This window comes from Lysinibacillus sp. BSL11, from assembly GCF_052928325.1.
Genome location: NZ_JAVGCX010000003.1, coordinates 14,945 through 34,825, shown reverse-complemented (window position 1 = coordinate 34,825; position 19,881 = coordinate 14,945). Strand labels below are relative to the sequence as shown.

General features: G+C 37.6%; 19 protein-coding genes and 1 other annotated feature. Of the genes, 7 read left to right on the top strand and 12 right to left on the bottom strand.

Features of this window, described 5'->3' with window-relative positions; all coding sequences use genetic code 11:
* Positions 1-2 precede the first annotated feature (2 nt).
* Positions 3-1,217: a metallophosphoesterase family protein gene (locus RCJ95_RS04455; RefSeq protein ID WP_369355107.1), complete on the bottom strand. Its 1,215-nt coding sequence runs from the start codon at positions 1,215-1,217 to the stop codon at positions 3-5.
* A gap of 268 nt (positions 1,218-1,485) precedes the next feature.
* Between RCJ95_RS04455 and RCJ95_RS04450 the strand changes: the two genes are divergently transcribed.
* Positions 1,486-1,671, top strand: a complete 186-nt coding sequence (locus RCJ95_RS04450) for a YhzD family protein (RefSeq protein WP_004230778.1) — start codon at positions 1,486-1,488, stop codon at positions 1,669-1,671.
* A 52-nt stretch (positions 1,672-1,723) separates the two neighbouring features.
* On the opposite strand, the gene RCJ95_RS04445 is transcribed toward RCJ95_RS04450, so the two are convergent.
* Positions 1,724-2,506 (bottom strand): enoyl-CoA hydratase, encoded by a 783-nt coding sequence (locus tag RCJ95_RS04445; protein WP_004230780.1) that lies wholly within the window; start codon positions 2,504-2,506, stop codon positions 1,724-1,726.
* Between the two features lie 137 nt (positions 2,507-2,643).
* Between RCJ95_RS04445 and trhO the strand changes: the two genes are divergently transcribed.
* A complete protein-coding gene (gene trhO, locus RCJ95_RS04440) occupies positions 2,644-3,615 on the top strand; it encodes an oxygen-dependent tRNA uridine(34) hydroxylase TrhO (RefSeq protein WP_313150887.1) in 972 nt (323 codons plus the stop codon).
* A 134-nt stretch (positions 3,616-3,749) separates the two neighbouring features.
* Here the strand turns inward: trhO and RCJ95_RS04435 are convergent, their stop codons facing one another.
* Positions 3,750-5,399: an FAD-binding dehydrogenase gene (locus tag RCJ95_RS04435; protein ID WP_446721946.1), complete on the bottom strand. Its 1,650-nt coding sequence runs from the start codon at positions 5,397-5,399 to the stop codon at positions 3,750-3,752.
* 404 nt (positions 5,400-5,803) lie between these two features.
* Positions 5,804-6,045, top strand: a binding site (T-box leader).
* Between the two features lie 159 nt (positions 6,046-6,204).
* On the opposite strand from RCJ95_RS04435, the gene serA reads away from it, so the two are divergent.
* From serA to RCJ95_RS04420, 3 genes are all read left to right on the top strand, one after another.
* Positions 6,205-7,818 carry a phosphoglycerate dehydrogenase gene (gene serA / locus RCJ95_RS04430; protein ID WP_009373435.1) on the top strand — a complete coding sequence of 538 codons (1,614 nt, stop codon included), beginning with the start codon at positions 6,205-6,207 and terminating at the stop codon, positions 7,816-7,818.
* 105 nt (positions 7,819-7,923) lie between these two features.
* Positions 7,924-8,418 (top strand): RNA polymerase sigma factor, encoded by a 495-nt coding sequence (locus tag RCJ95_RS04425; protein ID WP_004230787.1) that lies wholly within the window; start codon positions 7,924-7,926, stop codon positions 8,416-8,418.
* Complete coding sequence (locus RCJ95_RS04420) at positions 8,408-9,331, top strand: hypothetical protein (RefSeq protein WP_369578269.1); 924 nt, start codon at positions 8,408-8,410, stop codon at positions 9,329-9,331. The genes RCJ95_RS04425 and RCJ95_RS04420 overlap by 11 nt, the downstream gene beginning before the upstream one ends.
* Positions 9,332-9,376: 45 nt before the next feature.
* On the opposite strand, the gene RCJ95_RS04415 is transcribed toward RCJ95_RS04420, so the two are convergent.
* The 5 genes from RCJ95_RS04415 to RCJ95_RS04395 form a co-directional block, all read right to left on the bottom strand.
* Positions 9,377-10,165: an HAD family hydrolase gene (locus RCJ95_RS04415; protein ID WP_221681142.1), complete on the bottom strand. Its 789-nt coding sequence runs from the start codon at positions 10,163-10,165 to the stop codon at positions 9,377-9,379.
* A gap of 132 nt (positions 10,166-10,297) precedes the next feature.
* Complete coding sequence (locus tag RCJ95_RS04410) at positions 10,298-10,546, bottom strand: DUF3006 domain-containing protein (protein ID WP_221681141.1); 249 nt, start codon at positions 10,544-10,546, stop codon at positions 10,298-10,300.
* Positions 10,533-11,723: an MBL fold metallo-hydrolase gene (locus tag RCJ95_RS04405; RefSeq protein ID WP_274770191.1), complete on the bottom strand. Its 1,191-nt coding sequence runs from the start codon at positions 11,721-11,723 to the stop codon at positions 10,533-10,535. The genes RCJ95_RS04410 and RCJ95_RS04405 overlap by 14 nt, the downstream gene beginning before the upstream one ends.
* 69 nt (positions 11,724-11,792) lie before the next feature.
* Positions 11,793-13,139, bottom strand: coding sequence for a GntP family permease (locus RCJ95_RS04400; protein WP_312130275.1), 1,347 nt, complete (start codon positions 13,137-13,139; stop codon positions 11,793-11,795).
* Positions 13,140-14,279 (bottom strand): glycerate kinase, encoded by a 1,140-nt coding sequence (locus RCJ95_RS04395; protein WP_446721945.1) that lies wholly within the window; start codon positions 14,277-14,279, stop codon positions 13,140-13,142. It abuts the gene before it with no gap.
* 164 nt (positions 14,280-14,443) lie between these two features.
* On the opposite strand from RCJ95_RS04395, the gene RCJ95_RS04390 reads away from it, so the two are divergent.
* Positions 14,444-15,541 carry a CdaR family transcriptional regulator gene (locus RCJ95_RS04390; RefSeq protein WP_446721944.1) on the top strand — a complete coding sequence of 366 codons (1,098 nt, stop codon included), beginning with the start codon at positions 14,444-14,446 and terminating at the stop codon, positions 15,539-15,541.
* Between the two features lie 22 nt (positions 15,542-15,563).
* On the opposite strand, the gene RCJ95_RS04385 is transcribed toward RCJ95_RS04390, so the two are convergent.
* On the bottom strand, positions 15,564-17,069 hold the full coding sequence (locus RCJ95_RS04385; protein ID WP_446721943.1) for a coproporphyrinogen III oxidase: 1,506 nt from the start codon (positions 17,067-17,069) through the stop codon (positions 15,564-15,566).
* Between the two features lie 165 nt (positions 17,070-17,234).
* Between RCJ95_RS04385 and RCJ95_RS04380 the strand changes: the two genes are divergently transcribed.
* Positions 17,235-17,633, top strand: a complete 399-nt coding sequence (locus tag RCJ95_RS04380) for a hypothetical protein (protein ID WP_221681135.1) — start codon at positions 17,235-17,237, stop codon at positions 17,631-17,633.
* Positions 17,634-17,683: 50 nt separating this feature from the next.
* Here the strand turns inward: RCJ95_RS04380 and RCJ95_RS04375 are convergent, their stop codons facing one another.
* From RCJ95_RS04375 to RCJ95_RS04365, 3 genes are all read right to left on the bottom strand, one after another.
* The gene (locus RCJ95_RS04375) at positions 17,684-18,595 is read right to left on the bottom strand and encodes a stalk domain-containing protein (protein WP_446721942.1); all 912 of its coding nucleotides are present in this window, start codon (positions 18,593-18,595) and stop codon (positions 17,684-17,686) included.
* A gap of 119 nt (positions 18,596-18,714) precedes the next feature.
* Positions 18,715-19,377: a ribonuclease H family protein gene (locus RCJ95_RS04370; protein WP_221681133.1), complete on the bottom strand. Its 663-nt coding sequence runs from the start codon at positions 19,375-19,377 to the stop codon at positions 18,715-18,717.
* 141 nt (positions 19,378-19,518) lie between these two features.
* Positions 19,519-19,866 carry a YlbF family regulator gene (locus RCJ95_RS04365; protein ID WP_004230811.1) on the bottom strand — a complete coding sequence of 116 codons (348 nt, stop codon included), beginning with the start codon at positions 19,864-19,866 and terminating at the stop codon, positions 19,519-19,521.
* Positions 19,867-19,881: the final 15 nt, after the last annotated feature.

Below are 19,881 nucleotides of genomic sequence, written 5' to 3'. Positions count from 1 at the left end.
AATCACGCCCTTTGAATTTCTTCTGCTAATAAAGTCTGTGCACGACGGGTTAAGTTCTCAATATCCTTTTCACTAAGTGGCTCTATTAGCCTCGCACCACCAGCATGTTGGTACAAATCTTTTAGAATATCCTTCCATTCATTACTGTCCCATTGCTCCATTAAGCTCACAACTGATTGAGTTGTTGCTGTATGCTCATAAAATCTCGCTGCCTTTTGCAACACCATTTTTTGTACCCAACACATTGGTTCCATACCTTCCTCAGCCTCTCGAATAGTCTCTAACCATGCATCTACTGTTGCATGCTCAAATAAAGCTTCCGTTTGTTCGTCAATATGTTGCAAATGAAGCTCTACTACCGCCGCGCCATACTTCTTCCTATTGGCTGTAATCGCTTCTGCACATCTCTTCAATAATTCATTGGCGTGTACCACATTCGTACAATCCACCTCTATGGTGCTATAAACGACAGCAGAGGTAGAGATAAAATCAAGCTTAGTCGATGTTTTGGATAACGTCACATCATAAAAGCCTTTCATTCCTTGTTCTTTACGATGTCGACTTTGAATATTGCCTGGATAAACAATTGGAGGGTTTTGATGTAAAAGCTGTCGTTTATGAATATGGCCAAGCGCCCAATAATGATAGTTCTTTTCAAGTAACTGTTGCTTTGTAAAAGGGGCATACACATCATGTGTCGTATTGCCTGCCTCACTGCCATGAAGCATACCAATATGAATGGCATGCTGATCATGTGCAGTTGGATAGCTTTCAATAACGGATTCCTTTAAATGACGTTCAGGATAACTAAAACCATATATATTCACTTGTTGACCCCGTATTTTTAATTGAACTACACTCGTTTCAGCTGGTAATTCATAGACATTACTTGGTAAAGCAAAACGTGTCCATGTGCCATTTAAATGATCATGGTTTCCGTAGCCTACAATGACAGGGATATTGTGTTGAAAAAGCTTCTCCATTGCATCTTGAAATCTTCGTTGTGCTTGCAAGCTACGATTTTCACCATCATAAATATCTCCAACAATTAGTAAAAAATCAGGTTTTTCCTGAATCGCTTTAAGGATAATTTTATCAAACGCTTCAAAAGTGCTTGACCGTATTTTCTTTAAAATGGGTTCGGGTAGACCAAATAAGCCCTTAAATGGACTATCTAAATGTAAATCTGCCATATGGAAAAAACGAATTGCTGACATCCAATCACCTCAAATAGTAGATAATTCTCTCTTTAGTGCAAACCAAAGTAATAAAAAGTAATAATATGTTGATTAATCAAAACCGAATATTTGTTCTATTTTATCATAATTCATGTTTGATGAAAAATGCTATTACGGAAAAAAACAACATTGCCTTACTTTTTCCACAATTTTCGTAATTTATCAAAAAATTCACTAGTTTTACCGTGAAGTTTATAAATCTTCTATGTATAATAGAAATATATTCAAGTAAAAGGGTGGGGTCTGTATGGAGAATTATCGTTTTACAGCTTTTGAAAAAACAGGAGAAACATTGTTTGATGAAACTTGGACTTTTGAAAATGATGAGGCTGCTAAACTAAATGGACAACAACAAGTTGAGGAAAAAGGTGTTGCCGATAAAACTCATCGTCTTGTAAACGCTTCTGGTAAATTAATTTTATTCCATGTTTAGTGGCTAATAAAAGGCACGTAGTCAATGGTTTGCTACGCGCCTTTTATTATTTTTATTTGCCTACAAAGACAGGCGTTCTTTTCTCTACAAATGCATGAATGCCCTCGACATGATCTGTTGTTTTACGCATTGCAGACTGGCCCTCAGCCTCTAATGCTAAGATATTTTCTAGCTGTGGCATATTTTGTGCATGTAGAATTTTTTTCGTTGTAATCATGGAAGAAATCGGGGATGCAAGCATTTTCCCCACCAGCTGATCTGCCATTGCAAATACAGTGCCCTCTGGTGCAATATAATCAATTAACCCTGCATCTAATGCTTCTTTTGCTGTTAATACCTTACCCTCCCATATCATTTGTTTCGCTCTAACAGTACCTACACGCTCCTTCATGAAGAAATGACCGCCACCATCTGGAATCAGTCCAATTCCAATAAAATTCATAGCAAGTTTACTATTTTCACAGGCTACAATAATATCTGCCCCTAGGGTTAGACTAAATCCTAAACCTGCTGATGCACCATGAACCGCTGCAATCACAATCATTGGTAGCTGATAATATGCCTTCACGATACGTGTCAGATAAACCATTGCCTCATCAATATTCAGTGGTTTGCTTTCATCTAGCATTGCTTTTATATCACCACCCGCAGAAAAGACCTTTCCTTCTCCGCGAATAACAAGCACCTGAATATCTTTTTCCTGTTGTAGAGCTTCAAAGCATTCTGCTAGTTCACGCATCATGACATCATCCATAGCATTCATCGCCTGCGGACGATTCAACGTTAACGTTGCGCGACGTTCTAATTTTTCTAAAGTAATTGTTGAAAATTCCATCTCTATAACCCCCAAATATGAATAGTCATTCACTATATAATTCGTGTTTTTTTAGAAAACTCCTTCTCTCTAAGCAAAAATGCTCCTTGTTATGCTATATTAAAGGACGAATATTGAGATAAAGGTGGTAACGTATTTTGACACAAAAAGACTATCGTGTATTACTTTATTATAAATATATTACGATTGAAGATCCTGAAGCGTTCGCAGAAGAACATTTAGCATTGTGTAAAGAGATAGGGCTTCTTGGTCGTATTTTAGTAGGTTACGAAGGTATTAATGGAACTGTATCAGGTACCATTGAGCAAACAGATGCTTACATGAACCATATGAAGGCAGATGCTCGTTTTAGTGATATTATGTGGAAAATTGATGAGGTTGAAGGGCATACCTTTAGAAAAATGCATGTACGTCCTCGTCGAGAAATTGTTCACCTCGGTTTAGAACAGGATATCAATCCGTTAGAAATCACAGGTGATTATTTAACACCTAAAGAATTTATGGAACAGATGCAAGATGACAACACAGTAATCATCGATGCCCGTAATGACTATGAATATGATCTGGGTCATTTCCGAGGTGCTGTTCGACCAGATATCGAAAATTTCCGTGACCTACCTGCTTGGATGGAGGCACATAAAGAAGATTTTGCCGATAAAAAAATCTTAACTTATTGTACAGGTGGTATCCGCTGCGAAAAATTCTCTGGTTGGCTAAAACGCGAGGGCTATGGTAAGAGCGTAGGTCAATTACACGGCGGTATTGCTACATATGCGAAAGATCCTGAAGTAAAAGGTCAATTATGGGATGGTCAAATGTTTGTTTTTGACCGCCGTCGAAGTGTACCGATTAATCAGGTGGAACATGTTATTGTTGGGAAGGATTATTTCACTGGGGAGCCGTCTGAACGATACACAAACTGTGCAAACCCAGCGTGTCATAAGCTAATGCTTTGTGAAGAAAAACATGAGGCATTTTACATGCGAAGCTGTTCAGATGATTGTCGCCGTGCAGAACGCAACTTTTTCGTGGAGGAAAACGGTTGGACAAAGGAACAAGTTGAAGAACAAATTGCTAAGATTGCAGAGGTCCAAAAATCAAATTGTTAATCCCTTTCATAATTTAATCAAGGTAAGCATCGCTATGAGATTTCCGCTCAAAATCTCAGCATAGTGATCTTCAGCATTATCAATCCATTTAAAAAGAGCATCGTTCATCAAGACGATGCTCTTCATTATGCACTTTATCCTTGTCCTAAATAACGTCCTACCTGACGTCCACTAAATAAACAGCCACCAACAAATGTCCCTTCTAAAGCACGGTAGCCATGGACACCACCGCCACCGAAACCACTTACTTCACCAGCTGCATATAACCCAGGAATTGGCTGACCGTCCATGCCCAAAACAGCGCCATTTAAATTTGTTTGCAAGCCACCTAAAGTTTTCCTTGTTAGAATGTTTAAGCGAACAGCAATTAAAGGCCAATTTTTGGTATCTAAAATTTTATGTGGCTTGGCAACACGCACCCATTTATCGCCAATATAATTTCTTGCTCCATGAATAGCGTTTACTTGCAAATCCTTCGTAAACTTATTGTCCATTTCCCGATCTCTGGCCAAGATTTGCTCTTTAATCTTCATGAAATCAAGTAGCTCATTCCCAGCAAGTTTATTCATTCCATCTACAAGTTCCTTTAGATCATGTGCAATTACAAAATCCTCTCCGTGATTTTTAAAAGCTTGGATAGGAGCAGGTGGGCCTGGTAAAATACGTTTTAGAACATTGCCAATGCTTTTGTTTGTTAAATCTGGGTTTTGCTCTGAGCCAGATAAAGCAAATTCTTTCTCAATAATTTTCTCCGTTAAAATAAACCAGGAATAGTCATAACCTGTTTTTTGAATCGCCTCTAACGTACTGAGTGTATCAAACCCTGGAAAGTTGGGTGCATGAAAACGATTCCCCTCTGCGTCAAACCACAGGGAGGAGGGACCAGGCAATATCCGAATTCCATGGTTGGGCCATATCGGATCCCAATTTCTTAAACCCTCTGTGTAATGCCACATGCGATCACGGTTTACAATGCGTCCCCCAGCATGTTCCGTGATCTCTAGCATTCTTCCGTCAACGTAAGCTGGTACACCACATACCATATTTTTTGGAGGTGTCCCTAATCGAGTAGGCCAATTTTTTCTCACTAAATCAAAATTTGCCCCAATACCACCACTTGCTACAATCACAGCTTTCGATTCGTAGGAAAATTCACCGATTCCTAATCTCGAACTTTTTTCACCTCGATTAATAAAGGTTTCAGCTAGCACCGTTCCGCTAATTCCTGTAATCTCCCCTTCTTGCTGCACAAATTCATCCACACGATGTCTTGGCTTGAAGTCTATGAAGCCTTCTTTCATAGCCTGTTTTACTTTATCTACAAATGGCTTTACAATGCCAGGGCCTGTTCCCCAGACAATGTGAAATCTAGGTACTGAATTGCCATGCCCTCCTGCCAACGAGCCTCCCCGCTCTGCCCATCCAACAACTGGGAAAAACTTTAGACCTTTTGACTTTAACCAGTCGTATTTTTCACCTGCAGCAAAATCGACATATGCTCTTGCCCATTTATATGCCCAAGAATCCTCGTCTTCTAAACGATCAAAGCCTGCAGTTCCTTGCCAATCCTGCCATGCAAGCTCCTTACTATCTTTAATCCCAAGCCTTCGTTGCTCTGGAGAATTTACTAAAAATATTCCACCAAAAGACCAATATGCCTGTCCTCCGATTGAATTTTCAGGCTCTTGATCTACTAAAAGAACTTTTTTCTTTGCATCGATTAATTCACAAGCTGCGACTAATCCTGCAAGACCAGCACCGACTATTGCAACATCGTACTTCATTCTTACACCCCCAAATCAATCATCCTTAACTAACATTCTTCTCTCACGGTCTGTTTACCTTCTACTTTTTATATTTTTGTCTAAATTGTGACAAACAAAAACGTTCGCTTTCTTAGAACAAATCCATGGATAATTAGCATAAAGCATCTATTTTATTCCATTTAATTCCCATATAATTTTCCATGCTAAACCTACACAGAAACTTGATACTGTCGGACTTTGCAAATATCGTTAGCGCTTTCATTGTACTTTCCAAAAAGACGAACAATAAATAAAAATAATATAAAGAATATTCGTTTTTAGTTATTTTTCAGACTTTTGAAGTCAGTATTTTTAAAGTTTTTAAGAAATATCGTTGACAAAGGTGAACAATAGGGATTATGATGTTAACAAATTTAATCACAAAAAATATAACGACGGAGACACACTAGTCGCAAGAAAATCCAAAGAGAGCTGATGGTTGGTGCAAATCAGTGATTTCTACGATAATAGTTCCACTCCTGAATAGATAGGCTGAACAACTTAAAAGTAAGCTTATCCGTCTCATGCACGTTACGCATATAGCTAAGACTGCCAGAATAAATTTTCCAGCAGTGATTAAGGGTGGTACCGCGAACCAAAGTTTATACAGCCTTTCGCCCCTTACAACACACTAATTGTGTTTGTAAGGCGTGGAAGGCTTTTTATATTGTTTTCGATTTAGAAAGGAGATTGTTTGTATGCTGTAAGATGTTCGAATTTTACAAATTTCAGACTGTCGTAGATAAAGCCATAACCAATTATGATAAAAAAGGAGCTAATTATAATGACTACTGCAACAAAAACAAGAACTATTAACGTATTTATCGCTGATCCACTAAGTGAGGATGGTATTTTCCCATTACGTCAGGAACAAGATTTAGATTTAAACATTATTGTAGACACAGGACTAGCACCAGAAGAATTAATCGCTAAAATTGCAGATGTAGATGTATTACTTGTTCGTTCTCAAACAACGGTAACACGTGAAGTAATTGAAGCAGCTAAAAGCTTAAAATTAATTGGTCGTGCGGGTGTTGGTGTCGATAATATTGACCTTGCTGCTGCTACAGAACATGGCATTATCGTGGTAAACGCACCAGATGGTAATACAAACTCAGCTGCTGAACATACAATTGCGATGATGACTTCACTTGCCCGTCATATTCCACAAGCTTTTAATACATTAAAAAATGGCAAATGGGATCGCAAATCTTATGTTGGCGTGGAGCTAAAAAATAAAACTTTAGGTGTTGTAGGTTTTGGTCGAATCGGTGTTGAAGTAGCTTATCGTGCAAAAGGTCAACGTATGAATGTTATGGCATACGACCCATTCCTAACAGATGAACGTGCTAAAGAATTAGGTGTAACAAAAGCAACAGTTGAAGAAATTTGTGTAGCTGCTGATTTCATTACAGTTCATACACCACTTCTACCTGAAACTCGCAACCTTATTAATAAAGATAAATTTGCGATGATGAAAGATGGCGTACGTATTATTAACTGTGCACGTGGCGGTATCATCAATGAAGACGATTTATACGATGCAATCGTAGCAGGAAAAGTGGCTGGAGCTGCTCTTGACGTATTTGTTTCTGAACCAGCAACAGATCATAAGCTACTAACTTTACCACAAGTTATCGCAACGCCTCACTTAGGAGCATCTACAATCGAGGCACAAGAATCTGTAGCGGTTGACGTATCAAATGACATCATTAAATTTTACAAAACAGGTACTGTAACAAATCCAGTAAACATGCCATCAATACCTAAAGAGCTTCTTGCACAAGTTGAGCCTTTCTTTGAATTAGCTGAAAAACTTGGTTCATTCCTATCACAAGTGACAACTGAGCCAGTCAAAGAAATCAACCTATCTTATGCAGGTGAAGTAGCAAACTATGATGTTCGTCCATTAACTTCAAATGCGTTAAAAGGTTTACTGTCTAAAAATCACGGTAATCATGTCAATGATGTTAATGCTCGTTACTTATCTGAACGTATTGGTATGAAAATTAATGAGCACAAAACAACAACAGCAAAAGGCTTTACAAGCTTAATTACTATTGAAATTACTACTGCTAACGAAACACATACGGTAGCGGGTACACTATTAAACGGTTTAGGTGCACGCATTGTAAAAGTAGAGGACTATGTTGTAGACGTCATTCCACAAGGCCACCTTCTTTACATTAAAAATACTGACAAACCAGGTGCAATTGGTCGTGTAGCAACAAAGCTTGCAGAAAAAGAAATTAATATCGCAACAATGCAGGTAGGTCGTGCACAGGTTGGTGGTACAGCGGTTATGATGTTAACGGTTGATAATGTTGTAACAGAAGAAGATTTAGTTTTTGTGGCACAGCTTGAAAACATTGATGAGGTAAAAGCCATTAACCTATAATTAATAACAGCAAGAAGCAGGGGGTCTCTACTCTCTGCTTTTTATTTTGGGAAAATGATACTTTTCTGTGGGTTCTTCGTCTTTAAAGAAAAGGAGGTGCACAGCTTGAACATAGAAGAAATATTTTACTTACATAATCACACCATTTTTAAATACTTATATTACTTACTAAATGACGAAAAATTAGCGGAGGATTATACACAGGAAACCTTTGTCCGTTATTTGAAACATCATCAAACAATAAAAGAAGGGGCTGATCTTGCTTGGTTACGGTGCACTGCGCGTAACCTTGCCTATGATCATTATCGTCGAAAAAGGATCATTCAGTTTGTTCCTTTTTTACAACAGCATGAAGAACAAGTATCACCTTCTCCTCATCAATGGCTGATGCAACGAGAAGATGCCAAAATACTGTATCTTGCAATTAGAAAACTAAAAATTACCTATCGTGATGTGATTATTCTGCGCAAAATAGAGGGACTATCCATCGAGGAAACCTCCAATATTCTTGGCTGGAATGAAGGGAAAGTAAAAAACACATTAAAACGAGCACTCGTCGCATTAAAAAAACAGCTAGGAGGTGAGATGGATGAAGAATGATAAGAAGACATGGCAACACTTAGATGATTTAACGTTATCTGATCAGCAGGAAAAAGTAATATTACGCAATATGACAGAGCCTTCAGTAATTAATAAACAACTATCAAAAAATAAATGGAAAATCCCTTCTGTAACATTGCTTTTTATAGTAGTTCTTTCTTTTTTAGTTTTATCTTTTGTTCAACGTCCTAGTGATTCTCCTACGACAATGGATTCCTCCAAAGCCATCCAACGAGTCTACTTAAAGGAGAATCTGAACAAGGAAACCTTTATAACAAAAGATTCTTGCCTTTATGTTCCTCAGCAATGCTATGCTCATTCAAAGGCTATTACACAGCTACAACAAAATTGGGACAACGCTTCTCCTATAACAATATCCGCTAGTCAATGGAAAAGTGGTACTAGCTATGATATTTTGATTCTCTATAATGACCATACACAAGAGAAATGGAAGGTACTCAATAACAAGATTTTCTTCAATGTTGAAACCCAGCAAGCCTTTCTGATTGAAGAATCAATTGACTCTTTACGCTATTTTTATGATGAGAAGCGGTCGACGAAACTGATTTTAGGGAACATTTTCATCCTACTTATGCATTTCATCCTATGGATTGCTAAAAAAAGAATGCCTTATACAGAACGTCGCTTTTTCGCTGCGACAGTTGAGCATGCCATTGCCAATGCCATCATGCTCGTATTGTTTGGAGGTATTTCATTTGGTATCTATCTTGTACAGCATACTATTCATGCAACAATTATTTATGGCCTTTTTTCACTCTACTCCTTTATGCAAATCTATTATCGTAAAAAGGCTGGCGAACCTCAGGGTTACTTAATTGCTAGCGCTCTTGTTCAGCTTTGTATAGCGGTAGCTTTTACATGTTTATACCTTGGACTGAATGTCTATTTTTAATAAAAAAATGTACTGTCTCCATGAAGGATCAGTACATTTTTTATACTATAGCTTATTTACAAGCTCCAACAACGCTGTCAAAGAGTCCACCTCATAGGTAGGTGTCACAGCCCCGTTGGCGATATTGCTTTCACGATTAATCCATACATTGCGCATTCCCACACGAGATGAACCCAAAATATCAGTATTAAGATTGTCGCCAACCATAATTGCCTCGTCCGCTGTAATACCTGCTTTTTCCATCACATACTCAAAAATAGATGCGTCCGGCTTACCTTTACCAAAGTCACCTGAAATAATAATATGATCAAAATATGGGGCAATTTCTGGTGTGATTTCTAGCTTTAAATTTTGCAAACTTGGTGCACCATTTGTAAGCAATACAAGCTGATATTTTCCTTTTAATTCGTCTAACACTGCAAAAGTATCTTCGTATAAAAATGGCGCTACTTTACGCTCGGCTACAAAGCGCTCTCCCAGTTCCTCTCCAAACGCTGTATCTTCAATACCTAGAGCAGCTAACCCTTTTGTCCAAGCCGCTGCACGATAGCTAGGCACAATTTCTTTCATTTTTTGGAAGGAATCCGTCGAGTCGTCAAACGTTCCCCATAGACCTTCAAATGGATTGATACCAATTAATACCGTATAATCATATGTTTCATAACTCTCATATAAAGCACGTGCCTCTCGGCGAACAGCTTCCTCTAGCTCAGCAGGATTCACATTATGTACTGTTGCTGCATAGTCACATGTTTTTTCAAATGCAGTTTTGACTGATTTTTTATCCCATAGTAGTGTATCATCTAAATCAAAAATAATTGTATTTATCGACATTTTTGTCCGCTCCTAGCTCCTGAATAGTACTACTATTTTAGCATATTTTCAAAATATTTAGGATAACTAATTACGTACAATTCCTCTATCTAAAAACAAGCTGTGTGTCACTTTATCACAGCTTGTCATCTATTAATTATTTTTATTTCGTAAACGATTCATTAAACTATGAAGGTCTGCTCTTTTTTGTAGTGTTTCTTCTTGTAAAATTTCTATATGGTAAATACCATCTTTTTCTTCTATCTGAACACGATCACCTACTTGCACAGGCTTGTTCATGGCTGACTGTGAAATAATGAGTTGTTCCTCTTCTGCTGGAAACTTTAAAAAAACCGCATAGCCATCTTCAATACGATCCAATGTGTATTTACTCAAGCTCACTTACAAGTTCCCCTTTCTCATTGCGTAATTGCGCAGCATCTCCATCATTTAACCAAATTTGTTTAGTTGTCCATTTCAAATAATTTTGCCCTTCCCGCGCATTGGTTCCACTAGTAATATAAATCGTTTTCCCTGGCTGTAAAGAAAGATTAGGGAAATTATAAACTTGATGCCCTTCAATTGAAATAAGCTGCCAATCTTTTAAAGATACTGCGTGTTGTCCACTATTTTTAATTCCTACAGTTTCAGTAACTAGATCCTTGCTAACGATTTCAATAGCTGTTGTCGGTTCTTCACCTTTAGATCGTATATTACCAGTTCCTACACTAGAAGTTTCCTTACCGTTCACCGTATAGTTTACCCCATCTGTTGACACCGTAATCGTTCCTAAATCCGCGGTGGCATAGATTTTACTACCAATAGCCTGCAAACGATCCATTACTTCTGCATGTGGATGTCCATACTTATTATCCTCTCCATAACTTAATATCGCGACCTCTGGTTTTACAGCCTGAACGAACTCATCTGAGCTACTTGTGTTAGAGCCATGATGTCCTGCTTTTAAAACTGTTGCTTTCACATCATACTGCAACATTTCCTTTTCTAATGCCACTCCGGCATCTCCTGTCAATAAAAAAGAGACATTCCCATAAGTCATTTTTAAGACAATGGAGGCATCGTTATTATCTGTAGCCTGATCATTGGCATTTAAAACTTTCACATTTACATCCTTATCAAATTCGATATCATCACCGATTTTCGGCACATGATAAGGAATATTTTTTTCATCGATTTGTGTCAGCATCTCCTCAAAGGTTTGCGATGTATGTACTTTTCCCGAATCATAAAATTGCTCAGTCGTCATGTTATCTAATACAGGAATAAGTCCTCCAATATGATCAGCATCTGGGTGTGTTGCTACTACAATATCAAGCTTATTTATCCCAAGTTCATTTAAATAAGAGACAATCTGTTGCCCTGCGCCCTTCACTCCCCCATCTATAAGCATCGTTTTACCACTTGGTGATTCAATCAGTATAGAATCACCCTGCCCTACATCAATAAAATGAACATGCATTTCATGACCAGCTGTTACAGGAATTTTCTCTGTCTTGACTGCCTCGGTACAGCCAGCTAATAAAAAAATACAAAGGAGTAATACCATTATTTTTTTCATCTACTAACTTCCTTTCTATTTTCCTATTATACAAAAAGAGAGCTAGCCATGGGCTGCTCTCCTTTTACTTTAAACAAATATCCACCATAAAATCATCGTAATAATAATGGTCACAAGCCCTTGGAGTAATGTGGCCACCGTTTGGGCTTTATAGGCTTGTGTTACTTCCATACCACTATACTGCGTAATCACCCAAAAGAAGCTATCATTCACATGGCTAACTGTCATTGCTCCTGCACCTATTGCCATCACCACTAATGCTAATGGTACCGCTCCATCAATTCCCAACGTCACAAGCATTGGGGCTACTAAAGTTGAGGTAATCACAAGAGCTGTTGTGGAAGAACCTTGAGCTGTTTTCAACGCGGCTGCTACTATAAACGGCACAAGAAGGAATAATGTACCTGAGGCAAACATACCTAAATCCATCTCCTGAAGCATTTCTCCAACACCAGCATTTTTTATAACAGTTCCGAACGAACCACCTGCCCCTGTTATAAGTAAAATTGGTGCTGCTTCTTTTAGACTTTCGCCAATCCAACCTGTTAATGTCGTTTCATTGATTTCAGGTAATAATAAAAAGGCTGCTGCTACACCTAAAAATAGTGCCACTGTTGGAGAACCTAAGAATTTAAAGATGGTATTGACAGTCGATTCCGTATCACCAACTAATGCTGCTATAGAACCCAAACCAATTAACACAATCGGCAGAACGATTGGTAAAAATGCTTTAAATGTTGAGGGCATTTTACCAAAGGATTTAATGACTTCCTCATAATCTAATGCCTCTACTTCATCTTCAGGAACGCGAATTTTTGTCGCCACTTTTACTGACCATAGATAGCCTACGAATGTCGCTGGTATTGCAACGAGTAAACCAATGACAATGACTGTTCCTAAATAATCTGCTGCGCCAATATTTCCTGCCGCTGCAATAGGCCCTGGAGTTGGTGGTACTAATACATGCGTCGCAAATAACCCAGTTGCTAAAGCTACTGCCATAGATGCAATCGTGACATTCGCTCGCTTTGCCAATGATTTTCGCAAGCTAGATAAAATAATAAAGCCTGAATCACAGAATACTGGTATGGATACGATATAGCCAATTAAAGACATCGCTAATTGCGGACGTTTAGGTCCTACAATTCTTAACACTACTTCTGCCATTCGATAAGCAGCACCTGATTTTTCTAATATTAAGCCTATAATAGTACCAGCAATAATAACTAAACCAATACTTGTCATTAAGCCTCCAAATCCAGTATTAATGCTTTCCACTACTGTCAATAATGGCATACCTGAAGCAATTCCAACGAAGAAAGCGCTGATTAGTAAAGCTAAAAACGGATGAAGCTTTAACTTAGCCGTCCCTAAGACAACAAATAATACCCCTATTAATATAATAATGAACAACATCTAGTCATCCCCCTTTTGTAAGTAACGCTCTATTATTCTTCTTGTTTTTAACCGAATAAAGTGAGCAGGTTCTTGCATTGCCTGCTGCACACCAATCTCCTCATCTACCAATGACTCAACAACTGTAAAATACGCTTGTAATGCTGCATTTGCCTTTATATCAATTCCTCCAGACAGCAGCATCGCCTCTACATTCGCTTGCTTTGCAGCCCTTGCTACACCTAATGGTGCCTTACCATGTAATGTTTGGAGATCCGATTTTCCTTCACCCGTTATCACTAACTGCGCTTCTGCTAAATGAGCCTGAAGCTGTACAGCGTCCAGCACAAGATCAATTCCTGCATGGAAGGTTCCTTTTAAAAAAGCGATTAATGCGCCCCCCATTCCCCCAGCGGCTCCCGCACCTTTATAATCATGTAATCGTATAGTAAATTGAGCTTCAACAATATCTGCAAAATGCTTTAAACAACGATCAAATTCAGCGACCTGGTGTTTTTGAACACCCTTTTGTGGACCAAAGATGGCAGTGGCTCCTCGTTCACCAATAAGCGGATTATCCACATCACAGGCAATCGTAAATGTTGCTTCTGCTAATCTAGTATCTAGTAGACTCATATCTATGACATCTAATTGCATAAGGTTAGAAACACCAGCCTCAAGTTCCAACCCTTCCGCTGTTAATAATCGCACACCTAATGCTTGTAACATACCAGTACCCGCATCATTTGTAGCACTTCCACCAATGCCAATAATAAATTTTCTAAAACCTTGATCAAGTGCGGCTTTAATTAATTGTCCTGTGCCATAAGATGTAGCTAGTTCAGGATTTTTCTCATTTTCTTGTAACAGCATAATACCAGATGCTTGAGCCATCTCTATTACACAGGTTACTTGATCGCCCAGTACACCATATTGAGCCTGGATAGCTCTTCCCAATGGATCAAGCACAGTTGCTGAGCAATATCGACCATCTGTAGAGGCAATAAGTGATTGTAGTGTACCTTCACCACCATCTGCCACTGGTAGTATAATTGTTTCAATTGAATGATCCACATCTAAGATTCCTTTTTGCATTGCCTTTGCTACTTCGACTGCTGACAGAGTACCCTTGTAGGAATCTGGACTAATTATAACTTTCATGTTATACCTCCACTTATGTCTTCCATTGACATTTACGTAAATTTTCATATCCCTAAGTTAAGCGCTTACAATTATTATAATGACAATAAATTCAGAAAACATTATAATAGGTGTACAATTTATCTGTCATATAACAGGCTGTTTTTTATGCGAGGTGTATAAACATGTTGACAAAAAAGTTAGCAGAAGACATCGTCCATCAAACGATGTTGCGCTTGCGTTACAATATTAATGTTATCAGTCCAAGTGGAGTCATTTTAGCTTCCGGAGATAAAATGAGGGTGGAAAATATTCATGAAGGAGCATTATATGTAGCACAGACAAAAGAGACTTTAATTATAAATGAGGAAAATATAGCACTTTATCCAAACACAAAACCAGGCATCAATATGCCGATTATGTATCAAGATGAGGTTGTAGGTATTATAGGTATTACAGGAGATTCAGAGGATATGCTTGAAATTGCTAATCTCGTTCAACTCACAACAGAGATTATGGCCCATCAAGCGATTGTTGAATCTAAAAGTGAATGGCAACGAAAGAATAACGATTACATATTTGAAGCACTCGTTCATGGAAGTAAGCTAGACGGTGCCTTAAATGAACGGATTCAGAAATTACCATTTGCTCTATTGGGCCCTTTTCAGGTGATTTTAGTGAGCTTAAATGAAGCATCCTACGCAGAAAATACAATACCCTTCTTTTTTGAGGATCTATTTTACAAACAGCCTATTCTTGCTGGTCATAGCCAATTACAGGAATACTATATCCTACTAACAAATTATGGGGAGAAAAATTGCCGTCCTATTATAAAAGCACTGCGTAAGCAGAAGCAGAAACTTCCCTCCCTTCAAATTGGTGTAGGGCCTGTGGTACAGCATTTATCACAGCTTCCCTATAGCTACCAAGGTGCCAGAACAGCTCTAAAATTTGCTGCCATCCATAATGAATTGACTTTTTTTGAAGATGTCGAGTTATTTTCCCTTTTTAAACCTCGTGAATCAGAGGAGGTACAAGCATTTCACTGTCGTATACTAAAAAATTTAGACACTAAACAATTGGAAACATTACAATCGTTTTTTGACTGTAATTTACAGCTAAAGCATTGTGCTCAGCAATTGAATATTCATCGACATACACTTACTTATCGTTTAAATAAAATAAGGGAATTAACAGGCTATGATCCGCAATACTTTGAGGATGCTGTTCTGCTAAAAATGGCCTGTACATTGCGAACACTACAAACAATGAAGGCAATCTGAACATAGCAGATTGCCTTTATCATTAAGCCTTATATAATTCATTTAAAAATTCAATTTTCTTCCCAATAGCCTCTTCAAAGGTCATGATATAGGCAGCAGGATCTTTCGGATTATGGAATTGTGTAATTCTCCCTGTTTCGGGATGAACAAATTTTGAGGATGCCCCACAGCCAATTCCTAAGATTGTCTGCACTTCTTCCATAATCACGATATTATAAATACTTTCTTCTCCCGCTTTACTATAGCCGACATTTTCTAAATTACCTAAAATATTTTTCTGACGATATAAATAGTATGGAACATAATCATTTTCTTTTGTCCAAATTTGTGCCATTTCCATCATTTCAGCTACCGTATCACGGTCGGCTACTTTGTATTTATCCTTATTACGTGTCATCTCTGACGCACGTTTAAAGGATAGCGTATGAACAGTTAAAGACTCTGGCTGCATCTTTGCCGATTCCTCTAATGAATGTTGGAATTCCTCAATCCCTTCATTGGGTAGCCCAATGATAAGATCCATATTGATATTGTTCATACCTGATTCTCTTGCAAGCCAAAACTTATCAATGGTTTCCTGGACTGTGTGATGACGACCAATTGCTTTTAATGTTTCATCAGTATAAGATTGTGGATTTACACTAATACGATCAATACCCCATTTTTTTAGTACTTCTAATTTTTCTGGTGTGATGGTATCAGGTCTTCCTGCTTCAACTGTCACCTCTCGAATTGTTTCAGGGTTAGGAAATGATTCATACATCGTTTGATATAGGGCATCCATTTCATCGGCCTCAATTGAAGTCGGTGTACCACCACCCCAATAAATGGAGGTGATTTTCATATTATTGTCCTTCAGCCATTTGCCCATTTCACGCAATTCAATATGCAAGCCATCTAAAAAAGTCGTAACACGTCCCTGCTTACGATTGCTACCAATCGCATAGGCTGGGAAAGTGCAATATGCACATTTGGTAGGGCAGAATGGAATACCAATATAAACACTGATTTCTTGTCCAATCGCATCAAGATCAGGAATGGTCACTAGTTGTCGGTCCACAATTTCCTTTAATAGTCCAACTTTCTCCTTTGATAAGCGGAAATCTCGAATTAATAGATCAGCAATTTCTTGCTCACTCTTACCTTCTTTTCTAAATTTATGATACAGCTTTGTCGGGCGTACACCCGTTAAAATCCCCCATTGTTGATGCACCCCAGTATGCTGTTCAAGAACATCTAAAAATACATGTGACAATGCACGTTTTATACGAATATTTAGCTCACGATGTGTTGCTGGGGATTCATATTGAATACGATACTCATTCGTGTATTGCTTACCATCTACAATCAAATTTGCTTTTGTAGAAACGGAAAAATCATCTCCAGTCTGATAGTCAAATGAAGCAGACATGTCTGCTCCCATTGGTTCAACTTTCAGCTTGGAATCCTCAAAAAATAAATTCGCAATATGATTTAATACGCGAATCCAATCTTCAGGATATTTTTGATCTATATGAATAATTTTCATTTCGTTTCGCTCTCTTCTTTTATATATTGCAAATTTAAGTTTAACAAATTTCTATGACTATAAGCAAAATAACAATTAGAATCTATAAAATAACAGAATATTCAGTTTAAATATAGACAAACTATTTTTTTGTCATTATAATTTTCAGAAAAGGTGGTGTCGAGAATGTTTATTTTAAAAAATGACAATTATAAACCTGTTTCGAGCTTTATTCCTCAAGTAGAAGTAGCATTCCACCATTTTGATTTAGAGCGCTGTGATGAAAAAACATTATATGTCACGGTAAAACTTAAATACGGCACACATAAAGTACTTTGTGATTTTATTTTTATTATTGACCAACAAGAAATCTATGGCGCTATTTCAATTAACAAGCATTATGAAAAGACAAGGGTATTTATTCAACACCATTTTCAGCAATTTTTATTGTATTCAGATGAAATGGTATTAGCTAAAAACTTTATGAGTACAAAACCCTTTAAACAATGTCTCCAACAATTTGCGAAAAAATATCCAGCCTTTATTTCCTCAAAGAACCATTACACTCTAGCAATGGCTGAGTAACCACAAATAAAAATAGTATGCCAAGCATTGTTGGCATACTATTTTCTTAATCATTTTAAATATTCATCCACAAATTCAACAGGTACATATGTCTTTGTTTCTTTTAAGGTCGGTGCGACTGTTAGTGTACGTAATGCCTTATTATAGCCAAATGTCTTTTCACCGCGAGTAATTGTGTAAGACATATTCCCTTTTGAAAGGATTGCCCCCTTGCCTGTAGAATCCACTTTGAAGCCAAGCTTTTCAGCGATCACACGTAATGGCACCATTTTTGTACCAGCTACTTCGTAAGAATCGGATGCAATAATATTATCAATTTCTTCAAGTATTGGATTCTTAGTAGTGGAGGAATCATCGTCCAGTACAATTACTTTAGATGGTGTTGTTTGAGCTGGAATACTTTTAGTAGAGGCTGTATAGAAAACAACTAGATGCTTCTCTGCTAAATCTTTAGCGTCTACCTTTACACCTTTTTCATTGAGTAGCACTGTTTCTTTCGCAATATTTAATTTTAAAATATCATACGTATTAGTTAAATCTTCCAAGAAATAATCCACTTCTACAAAACCAACCTCTTCTGTTTCAACGATGACAACCTCTGGATCGAATTGTGGTGGATAAATATATTTTTGCGGTTTGTTAGCAAATGTATAAGCTAATACTCTATCTCCCTTTTGAAGCTCCACTTTCTTCCCAGTATTGTCGAACACGAGCGTATCTTTAGTAATTTCTAATACATTTGTTTGCTCGCCTTCTTTTACTGTGTAATATGTAATATTTTCCCCAACACGAGCACCTTCCACAGTACCACGAGTATCATTAAAAATGTGTACGGGATCAATTTGTATTTGTGGTACCTCTGCTTCTGTAGATTGCTGCTCATTTGCTGAAGCTACCGGTACAAGGGCACTTCCAAATAATAATGCAGACATAGCTGCAGGTGCTATTTTTTTCATGTTCATAAAATCTCTCCTTATTGTTTGGATTCATAGTAGTAGTAGTTTTAAAATGGGAAAAGTTTCAGTGCAAACAGAGGATTTTATGAGAAAGAGGTGGCAGTAGATACTGCCACCTCTTATTCCTAGTCTTTAACAATCTCACTCAAACCAGTAATATCGATGCCATTTAAAGCTTGAGTAGCAAGGCGGTCCGCTTCCGAATTATCCTTACGTGAAACAAGCTGGTATTCAGCTTGAATGTGAAGTTGCTCAAGCTTAGCATCAATTTTATCTGCCCAGCTTGCAAGTTCTTTTTCCAATGCTGGCCATTCCCCATTCAGCTGATTGATGACCACTTGTGAATCTCCTATAATACGCACAGGCAAATGGTGGACATTTAAAAGTTCAAGCTCTACTAAGGCTAAATAAAGCGCTGCATACTCTGCCTCGTTATTTGATTTCAATTCAGATGAAAAGGCATTTCTTCTCAATCGTAAAGGTTTACCATTTTGTTCATAATAAATAACGCAGCCTAGTCCTGCTTGTCTTGTCCCACGATCAAAACCTCCATCAAAATAGACCGTAATATTATGAGGCTCTGTATCAATTTCCTTTAAATATGCTTTTAGCTCTTTAAGTGACCAATTTGTATCTTGCCGATCAATATAATGTAGGGATTTTACCCTTCCCGTTCTTTCCATATCCTCTGCAAGTAAAAGTGCTTGAGCTGCAGGCATTTCAGCTGAACGTAAAACTGTTGTTGCTCCTTTTGGTGTTTTATAGGTCCATTCAATGATGACATGCATATTCATAACCTCCAATACTCTTTAACTGGTCCATAAAGCAAAAACGTGTACCGACCAATAGCGGATACACGTTTTCCTCTTACTTGTTATATGTGCAATTCCTAGAAAAATTATTCCTTTTTAAATTGCGATTATCACCTTTTATTGAATTCCTTCATATAAACCTTGGATAGGTTTTATTAAAATGCGATTTACTTCTTCGATTACTTTACTTACCTTCATTTCTGCCTCAAGCATCGTTGAAATTTTTTCATTTTGCTGTGCTAGCTGTGCCGCTTTTTGTGCATAGACAAGCTCATCTTCCAAAATATCCTCACCAGCTAATTGCTTTTTCTGTAATTCGATTTGGATTTTACGGAAGTTTTTAAAGACATTTAATGCCTCTTCATCATTTTTAACAACTTCAACAGCAGCTTTTAACGCTTCAAATTCTGGAATCTTACGGAAAGTTGCTTCTAGCGCATTAATGTCATTATAAATATTAATCATTCATACAATCTCCTT

Bases quoted from the DNA above. Each gene is read 5' to 3' on its own strand.
- RCJ95_RS04455 (WP_369355107.1), bottom strand. From the start codon at position 1,217: ATGTCAGCAATTCGTTTTTTCCATATGGCAGATTTACATTTAGATAGT.
- RCJ95_RS04450 (WP_004230778.1), top strand. From the start codon at position 1,486: ATGGAGAATTATCGTTTTACAGCTTTTGAAAAAACAGGAGAAACATTG.
- RCJ95_RS04445 (WP_004230780.1), bottom strand. From the start codon at position 2,506: ATGGAATTTTCAACAATTACTTTAGAAAAATTAGAACGTCGCGCAACG.
- RCJ95_RS04435 (WP_446721946.1), bottom strand. From the start codon at position 5,399: ATGAAGTACGATGTTGCAATAGTCGGTGCTGGTCTTGCAGGATTAGTC.
- serA (WP_009373435.1), top strand. From the start codon at position 6,205: ATGACTACTGCAACAAAAACAAGAACTATTAACGTATTTATCGCTGAT.
- RCJ95_RS04420 (WP_369578269.1), top strand. From the start codon at position 8,408: ATGAAGAATGATAAGAAGACATGGCAACACTTAGATGATTTAACGTTA.
- RCJ95_RS04415 (WP_221681142.1), bottom strand. From the start codon at position 10,165: ATGTCGATAAATACAATTATTTTTGATTTAGATGATACACTACTATGG.
- RCJ95_RS04405 (WP_274770191.1), bottom strand. From the start codon at position 11,723: ATGAAAAAAATAATGGTATTACTCCTTTGTATTTTTTTATTAGCTGGC.
- RCJ95_RS04400 (WP_312130275.1), bottom strand. From the start codon at position 13,139: ATGTTGTTCATTATTATATTAATAGGGGTATTATTTGTTGTCTTAGGG.
- RCJ95_RS04395 (WP_446721945.1), bottom strand. From the start codon at position 14,279: ATGAAAGTTATAATTAGTCCAGATTCCTACAAGGGTACTCTGTCAGCA.
- RCJ95_RS04390 (WP_446721944.1), top strand. From the start codon at position 14,444: ATGTTGACAAAAAAGTTAGCAGAAGACATCGTCCATCAAACGATGTTG.
- RCJ95_RS04385 (WP_446721943.1), bottom strand. From the start codon at position 17,069: ATGAAAATTATTCATATAGATCAAAAATATCCTGAAGATTGGATTCGC.
- RCJ95_RS04380 (WP_221681135.1), top strand. From the start codon at position 17,235: ATGTTTATTTTAAAAAATGACAATTATAAACCTGTTTCGAGCTTTATT.
- RCJ95_RS04375 (WP_446721942.1), bottom strand. From the start codon at position 18,595: ATGAACATGAAAAAAATAGCACCTGCAGCTATGTCTGCATTATTATTT.
- RCJ95_RS04370 (WP_221681133.1), bottom strand. From the start codon at position 19,377: ATGCATGTCATCATTGAATGGACCTATAAAACACCAAAAGGAGCAACA.
- RCJ95_RS04365 (WP_004230811.1), bottom strand. From the start codon at position 19,866: ATGATTAATATTTATAATGACATTAATGCGCTAGAAGCAACTTTCCGT.